Below are 20,164 nucleotides of genomic sequence, written 5' to 3'. Positions count from 1 at the left end.
CGGGCGCTAACCCCTGACGTCGACTCGCAAAAAAAATGGCAGCGCATGAGGCGCCGCCATTGGGTAAGCGATGATCTCGCGCAGGCTCAGGTGTCGAGCCAGACGTTTTCGAAATGCATGTAGCGGAACTGGTGCACCTGGTCATTCTTCACGTGATCTGCGAAGTGCTTGGTCTGGTTGCGCCAGAAGGGCTGAATGATCACGCCATTGTCCTGCAAGCGGGCTTGCAGTTTGGCAGAGTATTCGCGCCGTTTGTCCGCGTCGAACACGCCAACCGCTTCTTCGAGGATCGAATCGAATTCGGGATCCGAGTGCCCGGATTCATTCCATGCCTCACCCGACTTGTAGGCCAGCACGAGCACCTGTACGCCCAAGGGGCGCGGACCCCAGTTGGTGGTCGAGAAGGGATATTTCGTCCAGTCGTTCCAGAAGGACGAGCCGGGAATGACTGTGCGCTTGAGGTTGAAGCCTGCCTCGCGCAGCATGGCGCCTATGGCATCGGTGGTCACCGTGCGCCAGTCGCCGTCAATTGAGATCAGCTCCAGCTCGGTTTCGCCGTGACCTGCGGCCTTGGCCATTTCGATGGCGGCGGCGGGGTCGGCCTCTTTCTTGGGAATCTCGGCATATTCGGGATGGAACGGCGCGACGTGGTGGTTTTCGGCCGTGATGCCGTCGCCGTTGATGCCCAGTTGCAGCGCGATGTTGTTGTCTACCGCCATCTGGACGGCGTTGCGCAGCTCTTTCGAGGTATAGGGCTCGGTATCCATGCGCATCCGCGCCACGATGGTGTTGGCGGTGGGCATGGTGCTCTTGACCAGACCAAGACCATCCAGCGTGTCGATGAAGTCAGACGTGGTCTCGTCGTTCACGTCGATCTCGTCACCGTCGAAGGCCGCGACGATGGCCGCGCCGTCAGTGCCGAAGTCGATGAACTTGATGCCGTCGAGATAAACCTCGCCGCCCCACCATTCACCGTTTTCGCGGCGCTTCACCTCGGCGCCGGTGCCGATATCCATCGAGACCAATTCGAACGGGCCTGTGCCGATCGGGTTTTGGGCGAGGTCGGTGTCGTCGCCGTGGCTGCGGTGAACGATCAGCGCGGGATAGTCGGCCATGCCGGCAATGAGCGAGATATCGGGGCGCGGCAGGTTCAGCTTGACGGTGTAATCATCGACCTGTTCGACCACGCCATCGGCCAGTTGGCCCGAGTCCGCGTCGATCAGGGACGCCATGCGCGCGGCCATGGAGTTGCCCTCCACCGACTTGTCGCACCAGCGGGTGATGTTGTGGATCACGTCCTCGGCGGTGAAGTCGTCGCCGTTGTTCCATTTCACGCCCTGGCGCAGATTGAGGGTGTAGGTCTGCGCGTCGTCCGACACTTCCCAGCTGTCCAGCAGAAGGCCGGTAAAGCTGTAGTCGGAGTTCCAGCGCACCAGCGGCTCGCAGAACTGGCGGCCCAGATTGCCCTTCTCGGTCCAGTCGAATTTGCGCGGATCGGTGATTTCCAGAACCCGCATGGCGACGCGCAGAACGCCGCCTTTCTTGCCTTCGCCATCCTGTGCCATGACGGGTTGGGCCATGCCCAGAAGGCCGTAAGCGGTGGCGGCGCTGGCGCCGAAGGTCGAGGCGAGCGCCATGAATTCGCGGCGGTCCATCTTGCCGGCGCGGGTGTCCTCGGCCAGCTTGCGTACGACGGGGCGTACCTGCACATTTTCGGTTTCGTACGTCATCGAAGTCTCCCTGTTGATCGGATGTTGTTCCATCCTGTTTTTCCGGCGCTTAGGTCGGCAAATTTCGGGGTCTTTTCGAGAATCCGCCAGCATTCGACCGGGTATGTCGCCGAATGAGAATGGGCGGAAGGATACGCGCAACCTGTAATTTTTGCGACATCAAATTGTAAATTTGCGACCTGTTCCGTGTGTGAGCTTCGGCTCCGGCGAATTTGCTTGAGACGCATGGGGCGCACGGGTAGAGCAGGCGGCAAAGGAGACAGGGCATGAGCCTCAATACGTTCGGACATCTCTACCGTGTCACCACCTGGGGCGAAAGCCACGGGCCCGCCTTGGGCGCGACGGTGGATGGTTGCCCGCCGGGTGTTCCGGTGGACGAGGCGTATTTGCAGCAGTTCCTGGACAAGCGCCGCCCGGGCCAGAGCAAGCACACCACGCAGCGCAAGGAACCGGATGCAGTGAAGATCCTGTCGGGTGTGTTCGAAGGCCAGACCACCGGCACGCCGGTGCAACTGATGATCGAGAATACCGACCAGCGGTCCAAGGATTACGGCGACATCGCCCAGACCTTCCGGCCCGGCCATGCCGACATCACCTACCACCAGAAATACGGCATCCGCGATTATCGTGGTGGCGGGCGCAGTTCCGCCCGTGAGACGGCGGCACGGGTGGCCGCTGGCGGGCTGGCGCGGGCCGCGTTGGCAAGCCTTGTGCCGGGGCTGCAGGTGAAGGGTTACATGACGCGGATGGGCGAGGTCACGATCGACCGGGACGAGATCGACTGGGAAGAGGTCGGCCGAAACGATTTCTTTCTGCCTGATGCGGGTGCGGTATCGGTCTGGGAGGAGTACCTGCAAGGGATCCGCAAGGCGCAGAACTCTGTCGGGGCCGAGATCGAAGTGGTGTGCCGCGGCGCGCCCGCGGGGCTGGGCGCGCCGGTTTATGGCAAGCTTGATACCGATCTGGCGGCGGCGATGATGAGTATCAACGCGGTGAAGGGCGTGGAGATTGGCGAAGGCATGGCGGCCGCTAGGTTGACCGGCGTCGACAATGCCGACGAGATTTTCATGGGCGAGAATGGCCCGGAATACAGCAGTAACCACGCGGGTGGTATCCTTGGTGGCATCTCCACCGGGCAGGACATCGTGGTGCGGTTTGCCGTGAAACCCACAAGCTCGATCCTGACGCCGCGCCGCTCGATCCGGATGGACGGCAGCGCGACCGAGGTGGTCACCAAGGGGCGGCACGACCCCTGCGTCGGCATCCGCGCGGTGCCGGTGGCCGAGGCGATGATGGCCTGCGTGATCCTCGATCACCTGCTGTTGCATCGCGGGCAGGTCGGTGAGGGGCCGCGCGGCGTGATCGGCTGATCCCGACTTAATGACTTGCGGGCGATTACCGCGAACTGTGTCATCGAAAAGAAGAATCGGCCCTCTGCCGCGAGCGCTTCCTGCTCTTCGCGCCATGCGGTGCAATCGGCTTCGGGGACGAGGTCGTTCTGCCGCGCGTAGTTATCCATTAACGTCAGCATCATGCGGGCCAGACCGTCCGGTCTGAGATCGTGATCATTCAGCGTGACCGGGCGGATATCCTCTATCTCGAACCCCGCGTCGCGCAGCATCGGCGGCAGCACCGCAGGCACGCGGCGCTCAACGAAATGGTCGTCCCACGAGGCGATCATGCGGTCCATGCGCGGCTGATCCTCGGTGTGCCAGATCCAGCTGTCGAAATGGATGTCGCTGACCACCAGCCGCCCACCGGGGCGCAACACGCGAGCGACCTCGCGACAGGCGCGTGGCAGGTCATCGAGATATTCGAACACCTGCACCGAGACGGCCTTGTCGACCGAGTCCGTTGCGACGGGAAGATCGTAGGCTGTGCCATCGAGGAACTCGACCCAATCGAAATCCGCGCAGCGGGCGATGGCAGCCTTCCGCATGTCCTGACTGGGGTCAACCCCGATGATGTGCCCGCCGGGCCCGACGGCGCGGGCCAGTTCGGCGGAAAGGAGGCCATTGCCGCTCCCGATATCGAGGATCGTCTCGGCAGGCTTCGGCAGGACAGCGTCGAACGACAGACGCCGCCGCTGGATGATGTCGGACCCCTGATAGACGAGGTCCAGCAGGCGCGTCGTCTCGGCGTTGAATTGCAGCATGATCGTATCCCCCCGCGTTTCAGAATACCCGAAAGCGGAGAAATCACGAAATCGACGCCTTAGCGCGAGGCCGTCTGGCGCGAGAGCTGCACGGCGAGAATGCCGCCTGTGACCACCAGCACGCCGATTATATCCCAGAAACCTAATGCTTCGTTAAGCACGAGGGCGGCGATGGTGACGCCGAAGAACGGAGTGAGAAAGTGGAAGGTCGCGGCCTTGACCGCGCCGATGCGGTTGACCAGCGCGAACCAGACCAGCGTGGCGGCAAGGCCAGGGATCAGTGTGGTGTAGAGGAAAGCGGCGATCAGTTGCCAAGACCAGGCGATTTCAAAGGTTTCCGTGGACAGCCCGACGACGCCGAGCGCGGCGCTGCCGACCAGCATTTGCAGGCCCACGACCATCAGGAAGTTGCCGCCCGAGGTCGCGCTGCGCACAATCAGGGTGGCAAAGGTAAGCGCGATGACGCCGCCGATACAGAGCATGACGCCATAAAGGTCGGCGCCGCCCTGAATCCGCGTGCCCATGATCAGCGCGACGCCGGCCATGCCAGCGGCGAGGCCTGCAAAGCCCAGGGCGCTGACGCGCTGGCCGAGGATCAGCCAGCTGGCGAGGCCGACGAGCAGCGGCATGGAGGAGGCGATGATGGCGGCAAGCGAGGCCTCGACCGTCTGCATGGCGACGAAATTCAGGCCCAAATAGAGCGCGTTCTGGCAGAGGCCGAAGATGATCGTGGCCCGCCATTGCGCGGGTGTCAGGCGCCAGGATTGCCCCAGGGCTCGGGCGATCAGGACGCCCAGGATACCAGAGATCAGGAAGCGCAGGGCGAGTGCTGTCACGGGCGGTGCGGCGGCGACGATGATGCGCGCGGAGGTGAAGGCGCTGGACCACATGACGGCAAAGGCCAGCCCCATGAGTAACGCGCGAACATCCATGTTTTACTCGTCCTCGAAATGAAAAGGGCCGCCGGTTGGGCGACCCTTTCCGAAACCTGGAAGGATTACAAGGTCAGCCGTTGACGCTGTCCTTGAGGGCTTTGGCGATCGTCATCTTAACGACCTTGTCGGCATCCTTGTGGATCTGCTCGCCGGTGGCGGGGTTGCGCACCATGCGTGCCGGACGCTCGCGGCAGTAGATCTTGCCAACGCCGGGAAGGGTGACGGCGCCGCCGTTCGACACTTCCTTGGTGATGATCTCGATCATGGAGTCGAGGGCGCTTGTCGCGGTTTTCTTGTCGCTGCCCATTTCCTCGGCGAGAGCCGCAACGAGCTGGGTTTTGGTCATCGGTTTTGCCATTTTCTGGTCTCCTTCAACTGCCCGTTTATTGGGCCTCCTGCGCGGGATTTAACTGTATCTTGTAGGCAAACACAACAAATAGTGTCGCAAAACAAGGCCGAATTCGGCGTTTCGGGCCTGTTTTTTTGGGGTTTCGGCCGTTTTACACGAGATTCGGCGGACCACAACGCGCAAATGGCAATCTTGCGAGCGAGGCGGGGAATCGCCAGTGAAACTTGGTTAATGGGGCTTGAACCGCCCGAAAGCGCACGTCGGTATCGCGTCGGTATTTGGGTGGTATCGCGACAGTGCCGTTTTCGCGAAAGGCCGGGTTAACCGGCCGTCCGTGGTTAACAGGAGACTGACGCTACGTGGCGGGGCGTTCCTGGCCCAGGGCCGGATCGAGGCGACCGGAGGCCAAGGCGGAGGCTGCGACCATCGCGGTCGCGGTGCCGAGCATCAGGGGCAGGCCGCCCAGTTGGTAGGTGAGGCCAGAGAGCACGGTTCCGACGAGCCGCCCGCCGGCATTGGCCATGTAGTAGAAGCCCACGTCCATCGTCACCCGCTCGGCGCGGGTGAAGGCGAGGATGAGGTAGGAATGCAGCGACGAGTTGACCGCGAAGACGCCGCCGAAGACCAGCAGCCCGGCCACCAGCGTGACGGTGAGCCACGGCTGCGGACCGGACGCGGCGAGCGCGGCGGCGGTCAGGGCGGCGGGAATGGCGGCCAGTGCCCAGGCCCAGCCACGGGCAGCAGAGACCAGATCGGACTCGGGGCGGGAGGCAGCACGCAGGAGCCGGGGGGCTGCGGCCTGCACGGCGCCGTAGAGGATGATCCAGACGGCCATGAACGTGCCGATGAGGAAGAAGGCGGCACGGTTGCCCTCTTCCGTGCCGTCGGAGAGGACGGCGTAGAAGTAGATCGGGATGCCGACGACGAACCAGACGTCGCGTGCGCCGAAGAGGAAAACGCGGGCGGCGGACAGCCAGTTGACGTTGGGCGACTTGGAGAAGACCTCGGAGAACTTGGCGCCCTTGCGGCCCTTGGGCAGGCCGGGGGGCATGGCGATGAGGACCGCCACGAGGATGAGGGCGAGGATCGCGGCCATGCCGAGCACGGCGCCGGTGAAGCCGATGAGTGCCAGGAGCGCCGCGCCGAGGAGGAAGCCCAGACCCTTGACGGCGTTCTTGGAGCCGGTGAGCACGGCGACCCAACGAAATAGGCCGCCGCCCGTCGTGGGGGCGAGGAGTTTGACGGCGGACTTGGAGGACATCTTGGCGAGGTCCTTGGCCACGCCGCTGGCGCCTTGAACGACCATGACGAAGGCGACCGAGAGGCCGATGGCCCATTCGGGGTCGAGCTGGGTCAGCGCAAGAAGAGCCAAAACCTGTATTCCAAGGCCAGCATAGAGCGTCGAGGTCAGGCCGAAGCGGGCGGCGATCCAGCCGGCGGCGAGGTTGGTGACCATGCCGGCGATCTCGTAAAGGACGAAGAGATACGCCAGTTGGACGGGGGAAAAGCCGAGCGTGTGGAAATGCAGCAGCACCAGCATCCGCAACGCGCCGTCGGTGAGCATGAATGCCCAGTAGGCCGCTGTGACGGCGATATAGGCCGAGAGGCCCTCGGAACGTTCGCGGGTCTGGCTCACAGCGAGGCGCCGACCATCAGGGCCACGTCAACGAGACGATAGGCATAGCCCATCTCGTTGTCGTACCACGCGTAGATCTTCACGTGGGTGCCGTTGACGACCATGGTCGAGGGCGCGTCGACGATGCCGGAGCGTTGGTCGTTGGTGTAATCGGCGGAGACGAGGGGGCGTTCCTCGTAGCCCAGGATGCCATTGAGCGAGCCTTCGGCGGCGGATTTGAAGAAGCCGTTGACCTCTTCGGCGGTGGTCTCGCGCTCGACCTCGAATACGCAATCGGTGATCGAGGCGTTCAGAAGCGGGACGCGGACGGCATGGCCGTTCAGGCGGCCCTTGAGTTCGGGGTAGATCAGCGTGATCGCGGTGGCGCTGCCGGTGGTGGTGGGGATCAGGGAGTTGAGCGCCGAGCGGGCGCGGCGCAGGTCCTTGGCAGGGCGGTCGACGATGGTCTGCGTGTTGGTGACGTCGTGGATCGTGGTCATGGAACCGTGCTTGATCCGCAGGTTCTCGTGGATGACCTTGACCACGGGCGCGAGGCAGTTGGTTGTGCAGCTGGCCGCGGTGACGATGCGGTGGCGATCCGCATCGTAGATGTCGTCGTTGACGCCATAAACGATGTTGGCCGCGTCGCCGTCCTTGACCGGGGCCGAGACGACCACCTTTTTCACGCCCGCGTCGAAATAAGGGGCCAGCTTGGCCTCGGACTTGAAGACGCCGGTGCAGTCGATGACCACGTCGACTCCGTCGAGCGGCAGGGCCGACAGGTCGCGCGTGCCGATGAAGGGGATGCGGGTGCCGTCGATGGTGACGCTGTCGGCGTCATGGGCAAACTCGGCGTCCCAGCGGCCATGCACGGTGTCGAATTCCAGAAGATGCGCGTGCATCTCTGCATCGCCCACGGCATCGTTGATCCAGGCAATGTCTGCGCCGCGTTCCAGCAGCGGTTTCAGGATCAGCTTGCCGATGCGGCCCAGCCCGTTGACGGCATATGTGGTCATGCGGAAGCTCCGGTGTCGATGTTTGCGATGTCGTCCACGGCTTTTTGTAGGGAAATCCGGTCGAGACTGTCGAGTGACAAGCTTGTAAACGCCTTGATGCGGTTTTGCAGCGCACCGTAGGCCTGTTGGAAGGCGAGCGCCTTTTGCGCGTCGGTGCCCTCGGCTTTCACGGGGTCGGGCATGCCCCAGTGGGCGCTGACGGGCTGGCCGGTCCAGGCCGGGCATTCTTCGTTCGCGGCCTGGTTGCAGACGGTGAAGACGAAGTCGAATTGCGGCGCGTCCGGGCCCTGGAAGACCGAGACGTTCTTGGCTTCGAGCACGGACGTGTCGTGGCCCTTCTGCTCCAGCACGTCGAGGGCGAAGGGGTTCAGTTCGGACTTGGGCTTGGTGCCTGCCGAATAGGCGTTGAAGCGGTCGCCCGCCTCGGAGCGCAGAAGGCTTTCGGCAAAGATCGAGCGGGCGGAATTGCCGGTGCAGATGAAGAGCACGTTATATTTGCGGTCGGTCATTTGGGGAACTCCGAGAAGCGTGTGGAGGGAGGTGAGGGAACAGGCATCGGGGCGGCCACGGCAGCAGTCGCCGATGAGATAGTCGAGGGTTTGTCGCATCGCTGTCATTTTGACGCTGTAGCGAAGTGACGTGCCGATACGCGTGCGCGTGATCAGTCCCGCCTGAACCAGCGCGTTCACGTAGGTGGAGAGCGTGTTGGGTTTGAGGTCGAGCGCGCGGGCCAGTTCGGTCGCCGGGACGGCATCGGGGTAGCGCCGCATCAGCAGCCGAAAGACCGCCATGCGCTGGGGATGGCCGAGGGTGGCGAGCCGGTGGGGAATCAGCGTTTCCATAATTCGTGAATTACTGAATTAATGCGGCGCGTGCAATAGCCTCATGTCGCGACTCGCGCGATCCGGGTCAGACGGTTTCGGGCTCGCCGCCGAAATGGGCCCAGAATTCATCCCGCGCGTTGCTGCGGGGAAAGTCGCCGGTGGGTTTCGGCAGGTCCAGGAAATCGCAGAGCGGGTCCCAACCGTCGACCGGCGAGAAGATCAGCAGGCGGTCGGCGGGCACGGTTTCGCGCACCCGCGCGTTGTTGCGGCGATAGGCGGCGATGGCCGTGTCGCGGTCGAGGCCGCCTATGGCGTCCTGGATGACGATCTTGTCCATGGTCTTGAAAATCGCGGCAATAGGTGGCGGCAGGTCGAGGGTTTCGCGCAGCGCGAAGAACTTGCCGATGGTTTTGGAAAAGCTGGCCCACCAGTCGTCCTCGGGGCGTTCGGTGTGCACGATCCGGGCGTCGGGAAAAGCGGCGGCGATATCGGGCCAGACCGCGGCGCCGGGGAAATCGACCTGGCTGGTGTAGTCGCGAAAGACCTCGGCCCAGTCGACCGGATGGCCGGCGGCGAGCGCGTCCCAGAGGGGCGGCTGCTCGGGCGATTGCATGACCTCGACCATGTGGTGACAGGGGCCGAGCCCCAGCTGTTCCAGCGCGAGCTTGGTGGACATGGTGCCGGTGCGGCCGAAGCCTGAGCCGATGACCTTGAGCGGCATGGCGTGTTTCCTTTCCGAAGGCGAGGCCCGAGTCGGCCAATGCACATGCATGATAGCGCCGGGCGGGCGGATGCAGCTAGCCGGAACTTGCGCAGCACCGGTGAATTTCGAACGAATGGGCGTCGCAGGCGTTGCCCCTGCATGGCACATGGTACGAACAACAGGGTTCTGTGTGCGCTGGACGCCACGACGCGCGACGCGGTGACCAGGCACTGCGAGGATGTGACGCTGGAGGCCGGCGCGGTCTTGCAGCGCGCCGGGCAGGCGACCCATGCGGTCTATTTTCCCGAAACCGCCGTGATCTCCGCGATCGCGACTTATAGCGACGGGTCGGGCATCGAGATGGCCAATATCGGGCGCGAGGCGTCGACGGCGGTGAACCTGATGTTGGGCCAGTCGCGGAACTTCCACACCGATGAGGTGCAGATCGCGGGCGCGGCGCTGCGCCTGCCGGCGGAGCGGTTCGTGCAGTTGAAATCCGAGCGCGAGACGTTCGAGCGGGTGCTGTTCGCCAGCGCGCAATCGGTGCTCTACCAGGTCATGATCTCGGGCGCGTGCAACGGGGCGCACAGCGCGCGGCAGCGCCTGGCGCGGTGGCTGCTGACGATGGCGGACCGGATCGACGGCAGCGAGATGCGGCTGACACACGACTTTCTGGCGGAAATGCTGGGGGTCCGGCGGGCGACGGTTACGGAAGCCGCGCAGGATCTTCAGGAGAACGGACTGATTTCCTACAGGCGGGGCCGGGTCAAGATCACCGACCGCACCGGGCTGACGAACGCCAGTTGCGAATGCTACAACCTCGTGCGGGCGGCAAACCGCGAGTTATTGCCCGAAATCGGTGGGGACGCGTGAAATCTCCGATTATGGTACGACACCGTACAGATCTCGCGCTGGACGTCCCATAAGGTCGGCCTATCTTCGCCAAGATTTACGATGTAAATGATACTGTGAAGAGGGGGATGGCCCATGAGACCGATGGACGCCAGCATGGATGGCGATGACGTGATGAAGAATGCGATCCGGCATTCTCCGTTGTCGATCGTGCTGACGGATCCGCGGATCAAGGACAATCCGATCACCTATGTCAATTCCGCCTTCGAGGCGCTTACGCTGTACAGCCGGCGTTACGCGGTCGGGCGCAATTGTCGTTTCCTGCAGGGGCCGGAGACCGACGCGCAGCATGTGACGCGCATACGCGACGGGCTGAAATCGGAACAGGAATTCGAGGTCACGCTGACCAATCACCGCGCCGATGGCTCGGCCTTTCGCAACCAGCTGCTGGTCGCGCCGATCCACGGAGAAGATGGCGAGTTGACGGCCTTCTTCGGCCTTCAGCGCGAGGTGCCGGAGCCTGCAGGCGGGGCCGAGGGGGACGACGCGTCGATGGGTTTGCTGCGCGAGTTGCAGCACCGGGTGAAAAACCACCTGTCGATGATCGTCAGCATGATCCGCATCCAGGCCCGTCAGAATGTGACCGAGGAGTCGCTGAAGGCGATCGGGCGGCGGATCGAGGCGCTGTCGGTTCTCTATGACGAGCTGTTGAGCGGTGGCGGGACGGGCGCCAGCGAGGAGATCGCCACGGGCGCCTACCTGAGCCGGATCGCGTCGGTCGTGTCCAGCCTGGAGCCGCGCGGGGCGATCCGTGTGAACGTGGAATGCGACGAGATCTCGCTGCCCGTGGATCAAGCGGCGCGGCTCGGGCTTTTGCTGTCGGAATTCATGACCAACGCGTTCGAGCACGCGTTCGAGGGGCGGTCGTCGGGCACCCTCGACGTGCGGTTCGCGCGGCGCGAGGGCGGCGGCGTCTACATGATGGTCGAGGATGACGGCAACGGGTTGCCGGAGAACAGCAACTGGCCCTTTTCGGCGCCCAGCATCGCCGCCCAGAAGAACCGGGCGGAGCATCACGAAGGCGCTCTGGATACCACCGGCGAAGACGGCAAGCCCGGCGTGGGCGGCAGCATCGTGCAGGCGCTGACGCAATCGCTGGAGGCTGACCTTTCGGTCGAGCGGCTGGAGCAGGGCACGCGGGTGACCGTCGAGTTGTGATGTGGCGAGGGGCGTCTGTAAGGGCGCGGCCGCTATCGGGTCTGTACGCCTATCTGAAGGTTCGCGCATACCCGCGCGTTTCTGCCCCACCTAGGGTTCGGCTGCCGCGCGCGCGCACCGGCACCCCGTGCGACAGGTCCGGCGAAGGTCGCATGGATCAGGCAGACAAAGCGCGTTTGCGTCGTCCCATCAGAACCAGAAAACCGAGAGCGAGAGACAACACGGAAAACGACGCCGGAAGCGGAACGGCGGACACCTGCATCGACTGTGGCGTAGGGGCGAGAAGACCCCAGACATGCGAAACACGAGCGCCGGTCAGCAGATCGTATTCGCTGAAGCTGAAGAAACTTTCCGCGCCGTAGATCAGGGTGGAAAATTCGTTGGTGGAGAATTCGTACCCGAGGTCCGGGGCCAGCGCGCTGTTGGTCGGATCATTTCTGGCAGCGGACGCATCGAATGCCGGATCCGGGTGATTGAACACGGCCCGTTGCCCCATGGAGAGAACATAGCGCGACTGTCCATCAACGATGTCGCTATTGGCAGTGTACTGAGCCCAGATGTCCGACGAGCCGCGTATGAAGGGACTGTAGGACGCGTTGCCCGACCCGAAGTTGAAGGTCTGTCCGTTCATCGTGAGGGAGGCCGCCTGGATCGCCACGATCGCCGCGTTATTGGCGTCGGATGTTGTCGCGACATCCGTGTCGTAGACATACGAGGCCGTGTAGGAAAGCGGGCCACCGCTGGCCAATCCCCAATCCTGGGCGTCATCCTGGAAGCTGCTTGAAACGCCGGAAGAGACACCTGTGAAAGTTGCCTGCATCGTCGCGGCCATCGCAGGCAGGGAGGTTGCGAAAAACACCAGTATCGGCGCCAACGCTTTCACGAAATTACTGAGCTTATGCATGATCAAACCAAGCCTATAAAAAAGAATTGTCCAAAACATCGAAAACTCTGACGCGATTTTGCTTTTTTTACAAGCATTTTTGCGGGCCGGACATATACACGCCCGCTGGCAGAGCTTGTGCCTGTCGGCTGTCATGGCAGCCAACGCAAACCGCCCCCGCAGATCCTGCGGGGGCGGTGTCGTTCATTTGGCGGCCCCGGGTGCGGGACCGGAGTGCCTTACTTGTACTTCTTGATCTCGCCCGAGCGCAGGCGCGCGGCGTAGCTCTGCAGTTCGCGCTTGACGATCGGCATCAGGAAGTAGAGGCCCAGCACGTTGACCACCGCCATGGCAAAGATCGCCGCGTCGGAGAAGTCGATCACCGGGCCGAGGCTGGAGGCCGCGCCGATCACCACGAAGACGCAGAAGATCAGCTTGAAGATCAGCTCTTTCGTCTGGCCCTCGCCGAAGAGGTAGGTCCAGGCCTTCAGCCCGTAGTAGGACCAGCTGAGCATCGTGGAGAAGGCGAAGAGGATCACCGCCAGCGCCAGGATGTACTTGAACCCGTCGATCGAGGACTGGAACGCCGCAGAGGTCAGCGCGACGCCGGAATTGTCGCCGACGGTCTGGATCGCGGTGCCCGCCTCGTTCAGCACGAAGAGGCCGGTTTCGGGGTCGGTGACCAGCTGGTCGGTGATGATGATCACCAGCGCGGTCATGGTGCAGACCACGACCGTGTCGATGAAGGGTTCCAGCAGTGACACGAAACCTTCGGTGATCGGCTCCTTGGTGCGCACAGCAGAGTGGGCGATGGCCGCCGAGCCCACGCCCGCCTCGTTTGAGAACGCGGCGCGGCGGAAGCCCTGGATCAGCGCGCCGACCATACCGCCGGCGACGCCGAGGCCGGTGAAGGCGCCCTCGAAGATGCGCCCGAAGGCGGTGCCGATCTGGTCATAGTTCATCAGGATGATGACAAGCGCGGTGCCGACATAGAGGATGCCCATGAACGGTACGACCTTTTCGGTAACCTTGGCGATGGATTTAAGCCCGCCGACGATCACGGCGAAGACGACCGACGCCATGACGAGGCCGGTGATCCAGCCGGGATAGTCGCCCAGCACGTTCGAAAGCTGCGCGTGGGCCTGGTTGGCCTGGAACATGTTGCCGCCGCCAAGCGCGCCGAGGATGCAGAAGATCGAGAAAAGAACAGCCAGGATGCCGCCACCGAAGATGCCGCGCTCCTTGAAGCCCTTGGAGAGGTAATACATCGGGCCGCCCGAGACTTTGCCATCGGGGTATTCGTTGCGGTATTTCACGCCCAGCGTACATTCGGTGAATTTCGATGCCATGCCCATGAGGCCGGCGAGGATCATCCAGAACGTGGCCCCCGGACCGCCGATGCCGATGGCGACCGCGACGCCCGCGATGTTACCAAGGCCGACCGTGCCCGAAAGCGCCGTGGCGAGCGCCTGGAAGTGGCTGACCTCGCCCGCGTCGTTGGGGTCGGAATAGTCGCCTTTCACGAGCGCGATGGAGTGGCCGACCCAACGGAATTGCACCACGCCGAAATAGATGGTGAAGACGGTGGCGGCGATCACCAACCAGCCCACGATCCAGGGGAAACTGGTGCCGGGAAAGTCGGAGAAGATCAGGCTGACGAACCAGCCGGTGGAATTGGCGAAGATCTCGTTGACCCGTTCGTCGATGGATTGCGCCAGGGCCGGGGCGCTGAGCGCCAGCAGGGCGAAGAGCGCCAGAAGCGGCGTCTTGAATGCATGTTTCATCTGTGTCCCTCGATACTTGTCGTTGAATGTTTGGCGCGTGGTCACGGCACGATGGTGACCGGCACGGGTGCCGCCTGTGCGAGGCTGCCCGCGACCGAGCCGAAGAGGCGCGAGGACAGGGCGGAATGGCCGGTGCGGCCGATCACGATCTGCTCGGCGCTGTTCTCCTTGATGATGTCGACCAGCGTGTCGGCGATATGACCGTAGCGCAGGACCGTGGTGGCGGTGATGCCGGCATCGGTCAACTGTTTCAGAACGGGCTTGAGCAATGCCTCCTCGGCGCGGGCCAGTTCCTCTTTGCGCCGCTGGTGCCGTTCGGCGAGCTCTTCCTGTGTCAGGAAGGAATAAGGGGACCATTCCAGCACGTGGGCGACGACGATTTCCGCGCCTTGTGCCTTTGCCAGGGTGGTTGCGAAGTCGAGTGCCGCCTTGGCGCTTTCACTGTCGTCAAATCCCAGGACCAGTTTTTTTGACATTGTTCTCTCCTGTCTTTTTATTCCGGATCGGAATTCGGACAGCGTAGACGCAAAAGGCGAGTCGGCGCGAGGATTTTCAATTTATGTAAGCAAAACGGTGCCGTAGGGTGCCGGATTCCGGTCGGTTTGCGGCTGGTTTGAGCGATGCGGGAACAGCAGGTCGGGAGGTCCCGGATCAGGACCGGGGCCGGTGTGCTTGTGTGCCGTGTGGCGCCTAGAGGAACGCGGTTTCGTCGAAGCTGCGCAGCTTGCGGCTGTGGATGCGTTCCAGGGGCATGTCGCGGATGTGTTCCATCGCGCGGATGCCGACCATCAGGTGGCGCGAGACCTGTGTCTTGTAGAAATCGCTGGCCATGCCCGGCAGTTTCAGCTCGCCGTGCAGGGGCTTGTCCGAGACGCACAGCAGGGTGCCGTAGGGCACCCGGAAGCGAAAGCCGTTGGCGGCGATGGTGGCACTTTCCATGTCGAGCGCGATGGCGCGGGACTGGCTAAGGCGCTGGACCGGGCCGGACTGGTCGCGCAGCTCCCAATTACGGTTGTCGAAGCTGGCCACGGTGCCGGTGCGCATGACGCTTTTCAGCGCGTAGCCTTCCAGTTCGGTCTCGGCGGCGACGGCCTGTTCCAGCGCGATCTGCACCTCGGCCAGCGCCGGGATGGGCACCCAGGCGGGCAGGTCGGCATCGAGCACCGCGTCTTCGCGCAAATACGCATGGGCAAGGACGAAATCGCCCAGTGACTGCGAGTTGCGCAGGCCGGCACAGTGCCCGACCATGATCCATGCGTGCGGGCGCAGGACGGCGATGTGGTCGGTCGCCGTCTTGGCGTTGGAGGGGCCGACGCCGATATTCACCAGCGTGATGCCGCTGCTGTCCTTGCGCTTGAGGTGGTAGGTGGGCATCTGCGGCAACTTGGAGGTGGGGCGCAGCACCTCGTCGGGGCCGGTGATCTGCGCGTCGCCGGGGCCTATGAGGCTGTCGTAGCCGCTGTCGGGATCTGCCAGCATCTTGCGGGCGAAGGCCTCGAACTCGGCCACGTAGAACTGGTAGTTGGTGAATAGAACGTGGTTCTGGAAATGCTCGGCCGCGGTGGCGGTGTAATGCGCGAGCCGGGCGAGGGAATAGTCCACGCGCTGGGCCGTGAAGGGGGCAAGCGGCGCGGGGTCCTCCTGCATCACGGTGTAGGTGCCGTTGACGATATCGTCGTTGGTGTTCGACAGGTCCGGCACGTCGAAATAATCACGCAGGGTGAAATCGGACGCGCCCTGTTGCGGGACGGTGATGGAGGCGTCGTTGGCCACGGCGAAATGCACCGGCATGGGCGTGTCCGACACGCCGATGGTCACCGGCACCTCGTGATTGTCCAGCAGGAGGCCGATCTGCTGGGTCAGGTAGTTGCGGAACATGCGCGGCCGGGTGACGGTCGTGCTGTAGGTGCCCGGCTCGGCCAGATGGCCGAAGCTGAGCCGGCTGTCGATCTTGGCATAGCTGGAGGTGCTGATGCGGATCTCGGGGTAGAAGGCGCGGACGGGGCGCGAGGGCTGGCCGTTCAGCATCGCCGCCTGGAACGCCTCGCACAGGAAGCGCACCGCATCGTCGTAGAGGGCCACGAGATGCGCCACCGCCGCCGCGGCCTCGGTGAAGTTTTGCGGCGCGGGGGCTTGGGGGCTGTGATAGCGGCCGTCATCGGCGGTCTGAGCCATGGTGTACCCGTTACAATAAACTTGTGCGGCGCACGTTGACAGAGCAATGGGCGCTTCGCAAGCTGGCGCGGATTTGGCTGCGCGGGAGGGGGCGATGGATTTCGAGACGGTCAGGCCGGAGGTGTTCGGCGCGTCGCTGCGGGGGCTGGGGCTGAACCTGCTGGTGCGGGACGTGAAGCGCGAGGTGGCGTTTCTGGAAACGGTGTTCGGGATGACGGCCCACCGGGTGAGCGGGGATTTCGCGATCATGCTCTATGGCGATCAGCTGATGCAGCTGCATGCGGACGGGACCTATGGCAGCCATCCCGCGCTGGGGCTGTTGCCCGAAAGCGGCCCACGCGGCGCGGGGGCGCAGCTCCACCTTTTCGACAGCGACCCGGACGAGGCGGCGGCCAAGGCCGAGGCCGCGGGCGGGCACGTGTTGCAGGCGCCGACGGACAAGCCGCATGGCCTGCGCGAGACCACCATCCTGTGCGAGAACGGCTATGCCTGGGTGGCGTCGCGGCCGCTGGAGGATATATCAGCCGGGTGAGGCACAAGGAGAAACGCATGGGCAAGGTGTTGCTGTCCTTCGGGCACGGGTTTTCGGCGCGGGCGCTGGCAAGGCGGCTGGTGCCGCAGGGCTGGCGCGTGATCGGGACGACGCGGAGCGAAGAGAAGGCCAAGGCGCTGGCGGACGAGGGCGTGGAAGGCGTGGTCTGGCCCGGAAGTGACCTGTCCGGGGCGCTGGGAGAGGCGACGCATCTGCTGACCTCTGTCAGTCCGCGGGAGGACGGCGACCCGGTGCTGAATGCTCTGGGGGATGACATCGCCAAGGTAGCCGGACGGCTGGATTGGGCCGGGTACCTGTCGACCACCGGCGTTTACGGCGACCACGAGGGCGATTGGGTGACCGAGGACAGCCCGCTGGAGCCGTCGACCGAGCGGGGCCGCAGGCGGGTTGTGGCCGAGGCGGCCTGGGCCGGTATTCCGGGCCTTCCGTTGCATATCTTCCGGCTGGCGGGCATCTACGGCCCCGGGCGCGGCCCGTTCGAGAAGGTGCGAAAGGGCACGGCGCGGCGGATCATCAAGGAAGGCCAGGTGTTCAGCCGGACCCATGTGGAGGATATCGCGCAGGTGCTGGAGGCGTCGATCAAGCGGCCCAATCCGGGTGCGGCCTATAATGTCTGCGACGACGATCCGGCGCCGCCACAGGACGTGATTGGCTATGCCGCGGAATTGCTGGGCGTGCCGATGCCCCCGGCGGTGAGTTTCGAGGACGCGGACATGAGCCCGATGGCGCGGTCGTTCTATGCGGAGTCGAAACGGGTGGATAACAGCCGGATCAAGGACGAGTTGGGGGTCGAGCTGATCTATCCGGATTACAAGGCGGGATTGACCGCGTTGTTGGCGGAAGAGGAGGCGCGTGCGGGCTAAGCCCCGGCGCGTAGGTTATTACCCACCCTCGAAGGTCCCGGGTCAGGCCCGGGGCGGGCGCACCGTTGTCGTCATTCAGATTGAAAAACTCAGACGGTCTTGCCCTGTGCTGCCCGCCCTATTTGAGTATTTCTTGAACAATGAAAGGTTTGGTCGCCCCGGCTTTCATTGTTCTTCAAATACTTATGCCGGAGGCACGACCACAAGCATCCGATCAGCCATTCTCGCGCAGGATAGCGCCGGCGAGGTAGAGCGAGCCGCAGATCAGGATGCGGGCGTTTGGATCCTTGGCGGCGATGTCCTCGATGGCTGCGCGGTCGCTGGGGGCGGTGCCTGAGGGCAGGCCGACATTGGCGGCGGCGGTGGCGGTGTCTTCGGCGGGCAGGGTGTTCGCCTCGCCGGGGATGGAGATGGCGGTGAGGCTTTGCGCGACGCCGGCCAGTGGCGAGAGGTAGCCCGAGATATCCTTGGTGTTGAGCATGCCGCAGACCAGGTGCGTGGGGCGGGGCGGCAGGGCGGCCAAGTGCGTGGCAAGCGCGCGGCCCGCGGCGGGGTTGTGGCCGCCGTCGAGCCAGAGTTCGGCCTGCGGTGCGGCCTCGGCCAGCGGGCCGGTCGAGAGGCGTTGCATCCGGGCGGGCCAGTGGGCGTGCGTGACCGCCGACTCGATTGCGGCATCGCCAAGTTGCAGGTGACGCAGGGCGGCGATTGCAGCGCCCGCGTTCTCGTACTGGTGCGCGCCGGGCAGGTTGGGCAGGGGCAGGTCGCGGAGGCCGGTTTCGTCCTGATAGATGAGACGTCCACGCTCGGTGGTGACGTGCCAGTGCTGGCCGTGGGCCAGAAGGGGCGCGCCCAGACGCTGGGCGGCAGCCTCGATGGCGTCCATGCCTTCCTCGTCCTGCGGGCCGACGACGCAGGTGACGCCACGCTTGAGGATGCCGGCCTTTTCGCCGGCGATCTTGGCCAGCGTGTCACCGAGATATTGCTCGTGGTCCATCGACACGGGCGTGATGATGGTGAGCGCGGGCCTGGCCACGACATTGGTGGCATCGAGCCGTCCGCCCAAGCCCACTTCGAGCAGGGTGTAATCGGCCTTGTTGCGCGCCATGGCGAGGATGGCGGCGCAGGTGGTGATCTCGAAATAGGTGATGGGCGCATCGCCGTTGGCGGCGTAGCATTCATCGAGCACCTCGGTCAGGTGCGGCTCGGTGATCAACTCGCCCGCGAGCCGGATGCGTTCGTGGAAGCGGGCGAGGTGGGGCGAGGTGTAGGCGTGGGCGGTTTTCCCCGCGCCCTCGATGCCGGCGCGGATCATGGCCAGCGTCGAGCCCTTGCCGTTGGTGCCGGCGATGTGGATCACCGGGGGCAGATCGTTCTGCGGGTTGCCGAGCGCATCGAGCAGGCGCCAGACCCGGTCGAGCGTGAGGTCGATGATCTTGGGGTGCAGGGCCATCATCCGGTCGAGGATGACGTCCGATGTGGGGGCGGTCATTTGTCGGCTTCGTCCGCGGTCTGTTCCTCGGCCGTGTCGGGCTGTGCCGCGTCCTGAGGCTCTTCCTCAACCGGAAGCTCGGGGGCGGGGAGGTCGGCGGTGACAGCGGGCGGCAGGTTCATGAGCATGCGCAGGATGGTGATGAGTTCGGTGCGCATTTCGCCGCGCGGGGTCACGCGGTCGAGCATGCCGTGATCCAGCAGGTATTCGGCGCGCTGGAAGCCCTCGGGCAGTTTTTCACGGATGGTCTGTTCTATGACGCGGGGGCCGGCGAAGCAGATCAGCGCGTTGGGTTCCGCAATATGCACGTCGCCCAGCATGGCGTAGGACGCGGTGACGCCGCCCGTGGTGGGGTGGGTCAGCACGACGATATAGGGCAGGCCGGCCTCTTTGAGCATCTGCAGGGCGACGGTGGTGCGGGGCATCTGCATCAGCGACAGTATGCCTTCCTGCATGCGCGCGCCGCCCGCGGCGGAGAAGAGCACGAGGGGGCGGTTGAGCTTCACGGCCTCCTCGGCGGCGGCGATGATGGCGTTGCCCACATACATGCCCATGGACCCGGCCATGAAGGAGAAATCCTGGGCCGCCGCGACGATGGGGGTGCGGCCGATTTCGCCGGAGGCCACCAGCATCGCCTCGGTCTCTCCGGTTGCCTTTTGCGCGGCGCGCAGGCGGTCGGGATATTTCTTCTGGTCGCGGAAATGCAGCGGGTCGGCGGTGGGCTGGGGCACGGACACTTGCGTGAAGGTGCCGCCGTCGAACAGCGCGGTGAAGCGGTCGCGCGGGGTAATGGCCATGTGGTGGCCACAGGACGTGCAGACGTTGAGGTTTTCCCGCAATTCGCGGTGGAACAGCATGGTTCCGCATTCGTCGCACTTGGTCCACAGGTTCTCGGGGATCTCGCGGCGCGAGAAGATCGAGTTGATGCGCGGACGCACGTAATTGGTGATCCAGTTCATCTGTGGCCCAGTTCCCGTTGCAAATCGCCCTTGAGATAAGGCGTGGCGCGGGGAAATGCAA

General features: G+C 64.1%; 19 protein-coding genes. 5 read left to right on the top strand and 14 right to left on the bottom strand.

Annotated elements, in window-relative coordinates; genetic code table 11:
* Positions 1–86: 86 nt before the first annotated feature.
* Positions 87–1,730 (bottom strand): ABC transporter substrate-binding protein, encoded by a 1,644-nt coding sequence (locus tag FIU86_RS17545; protein WP_152476258.1) that lies wholly within the window; start codon positions 1,728–1,730, stop codon positions 87–89.
* Positions 1,731–1,996: 266 nt separating this feature from the next.
* On the opposite strand from FIU86_RS17545, the gene aroC reads away from it, so the two are divergent.
* Complete coding sequence (gene aroC, locus FIU86_RS17540; RefSeq protein WP_152476257.1) at positions 1,997–3,100, top strand: chorismate synthase; 1,104 nt, start codon at positions 1,997–1,999, stop codon at positions 3,098–3,100.
* Here the strand turns inward: aroC and FIU86_RS17535 are convergent.
* The 7 genes from FIU86_RS17535 to FIU86_RS17505 form a co-directional block, all read right to left on the bottom strand.
* Complete coding sequence (locus tag FIU86_RS17535; protein ID WP_152476256.1) at positions 3,043–3,885, bottom strand: methyltransferase domain-containing protein; 843 nt, start codon at positions 3,883–3,885, stop codon at positions 3,043–3,045. The two genes, aroC and FIU86_RS17535, sit on opposite strands and share 58 nt — an antisense overlap.
* Positions 3,886–3,944: 59 nt before the next feature.
* Entirely contained in the window at positions 3,945–4,817 is an 873-nt protein-coding gene (locus FIU86_RS17530) for a DMT family transporter (RefSeq protein ID WP_152476255.1), read from the bottom strand.
* Between the two features lie 73 nt (positions 4,818–4,890).
* Complete coding sequence (locus FIU86_RS17525; protein WP_057790788.1) at positions 4,891–5,178, bottom strand: HU family DNA-binding protein; 288 nt, start codon at positions 5,176–5,178, stop codon at positions 4,891–4,893.
* A gap of 346 nt (positions 5,179–5,524) precedes the next feature.
* Positions 5,525–6,805: an organoarsenical effux MFS transporter ArsJ gene (gene arsJ / locus FIU86_RS17520; protein WP_152476254.1), complete on the bottom strand. Its 1,281-nt coding sequence runs from the start codon at positions 6,803–6,805 to the stop codon at positions 5,525–5,527.
* Positions 6,802–7,800 (bottom strand): ArsJ-associated glyceraldehyde-3-phosphate dehydrogenase, encoded by a 999-nt coding sequence (locus FIU86_RS17515; RefSeq protein ID WP_152476253.1) that lies wholly within the window; start codon positions 7,798–7,800, stop codon positions 6,802–6,804. Before FIU86_RS17515 ends, arsJ begins: the two co-directional genes overlap by 4 nt.
* The gene (locus FIU86_RS17510) at positions 7,797–8,642 is read right to left on the bottom strand and encodes a helix-turn-helix domain-containing protein (RefSeq protein WP_152476252.1); all 846 of its coding nucleotides are present in this window, start codon (positions 8,640–8,642) and stop codon (positions 7,797–7,799) included. The genes FIU86_RS17515 and FIU86_RS17510 overlap by 4 nt, the downstream gene beginning before the upstream one ends.
* 67 nt (positions 8,643–8,709) lie before the next feature.
* Complete coding sequence (locus FIU86_RS17505) at positions 8,710–9,345, bottom strand: sulfotransferase family protein (protein WP_152476251.1); 636 nt, start codon at positions 9,343–9,345, stop codon at positions 8,710–8,712.
* Positions 9,346–9,486: 141 nt separating this feature from the next.
* On the opposite strand from FIU86_RS17505, the gene FIU86_RS17500 reads away from it, so the two are divergent.
* Together FIU86_RS17500 and FIU86_RS17495 are read left to right on the top strand one after the other, a co-directional pair.
* Positions 9,487–10,200: a Crp/Fnr family transcriptional regulator gene (locus tag FIU86_RS17500; RefSeq protein WP_172977541.1), complete on the top strand. Its 714-nt coding sequence runs from the start codon at positions 9,487–9,489 to the stop codon at positions 10,198–10,200.
* A 114-nt stretch (positions 10,201–10,314) separates the two neighbouring features.
* Positions 10,315–11,397 (top strand): PAS domain-containing protein, encoded by a 1,083-nt coding sequence (locus tag FIU86_RS17495; RefSeq protein ID WP_152476249.1) that lies wholly within the window; start codon positions 10,315–10,317, stop codon positions 11,395–11,397.
* A 157-nt stretch (positions 11,398–11,554) separates the two neighbouring features.
* Here FIU86_RS17495 and FIU86_RS17490 read toward each other — a convergent pair whose 3' ends face one another.
* The 4 genes from FIU86_RS17490 to FIU86_RS17475 form a co-directional block, all read right to left on the bottom strand.
* Complete coding sequence (locus FIU86_RS17490; protein WP_152476248.1) at positions 11,555–12,340, bottom strand: hypothetical protein; 786 nt, start codon at positions 12,338–12,340, stop codon at positions 11,555–11,557.
* A 179-nt stretch (positions 12,341–12,519) separates the two neighbouring features.
* Entirely contained in the window at positions 12,520–14,064 is a 1,545-nt protein-coding gene (locus FIU86_RS17485) for a sodium:alanine symporter family protein (RefSeq protein ID WP_152476247.1), read from the bottom strand.
* 41 nt (positions 14,065–14,105) lie between these two features.
* Positions 14,106–14,540 (bottom strand): universal stress protein, encoded by a 435-nt coding sequence (locus FIU86_RS17480; protein ID WP_152476246.1) that lies wholly within the window; start codon positions 14,538–14,540, stop codon positions 14,106–14,108.
* Between the two features lie 214 nt (positions 14,541–14,754).
* Complete coding sequence (locus FIU86_RS17475; protein WP_152476245.1) at positions 14,755–16,239, bottom strand: AMP nucleosidase; 1,485 nt, start codon at positions 16,237–16,239, stop codon at positions 14,755–14,757.
* 94 nt (positions 16,240–16,333) lie between these two features.
* Here FIU86_RS17475 and FIU86_RS17470 point away from each other — a divergent pair, with 94 nt between their 5' ends.
* Entirely contained in the window at positions 16,334–16,771 is a 438-nt protein-coding gene (locus FIU86_RS17470) for a VOC family protein (protein ID WP_152476244.1), read from the top strand.
* A gap of 17 nt (positions 16,772–16,788) precedes the next feature.
* Positions 16,789–17,655, top strand: a complete 867-nt coding sequence (locus FIU86_RS17465) for an SDR family oxidoreductase (RefSeq protein ID WP_152476243.1) — start codon at positions 16,789–16,791, stop codon at positions 17,653–17,655.
* Positions 17,656–17,869: 214 nt separating this feature from the next.
* Here the strand turns inward: FIU86_RS17465 and FIU86_RS17460 are convergent, their stop codons facing one another.
* Positions 17,870–19,144: a folylpolyglutamate synthase/dihydrofolate synthase family protein gene (locus FIU86_RS17460; RefSeq protein ID WP_152476242.1), complete on the bottom strand. Its 1,275-nt coding sequence runs from the start codon at positions 19,142–19,144 to the stop codon at positions 17,870–17,872.
* Complete coding sequence (gene accD, locus FIU86_RS17455) at positions 19,141–20,103, bottom strand: acetyl-CoA carboxylase, carboxyltransferase subunit beta (protein ID WP_152476241.1); 963 nt, start codon at positions 20,101–20,103, stop codon at positions 19,141–19,143. Before accD ends, FIU86_RS17460 begins: the two co-directional genes overlap by 4 nt.
* Positions 20,104–20,164: the final 61 nt, after the last annotated feature.

The organism is Roseovarius sp. THAF9 (assembly GCF_009363715.1).
In the GTDB taxonomy this organism is placed as follows: Bacteria; Pseudomonadota; Alphaproteobacteria; order Rhodobacterales; family Rhodobacteraceae; genus Roseovarius.
This window is presented reverse-complemented; position numbering and strand designations above follow the sequence as displayed.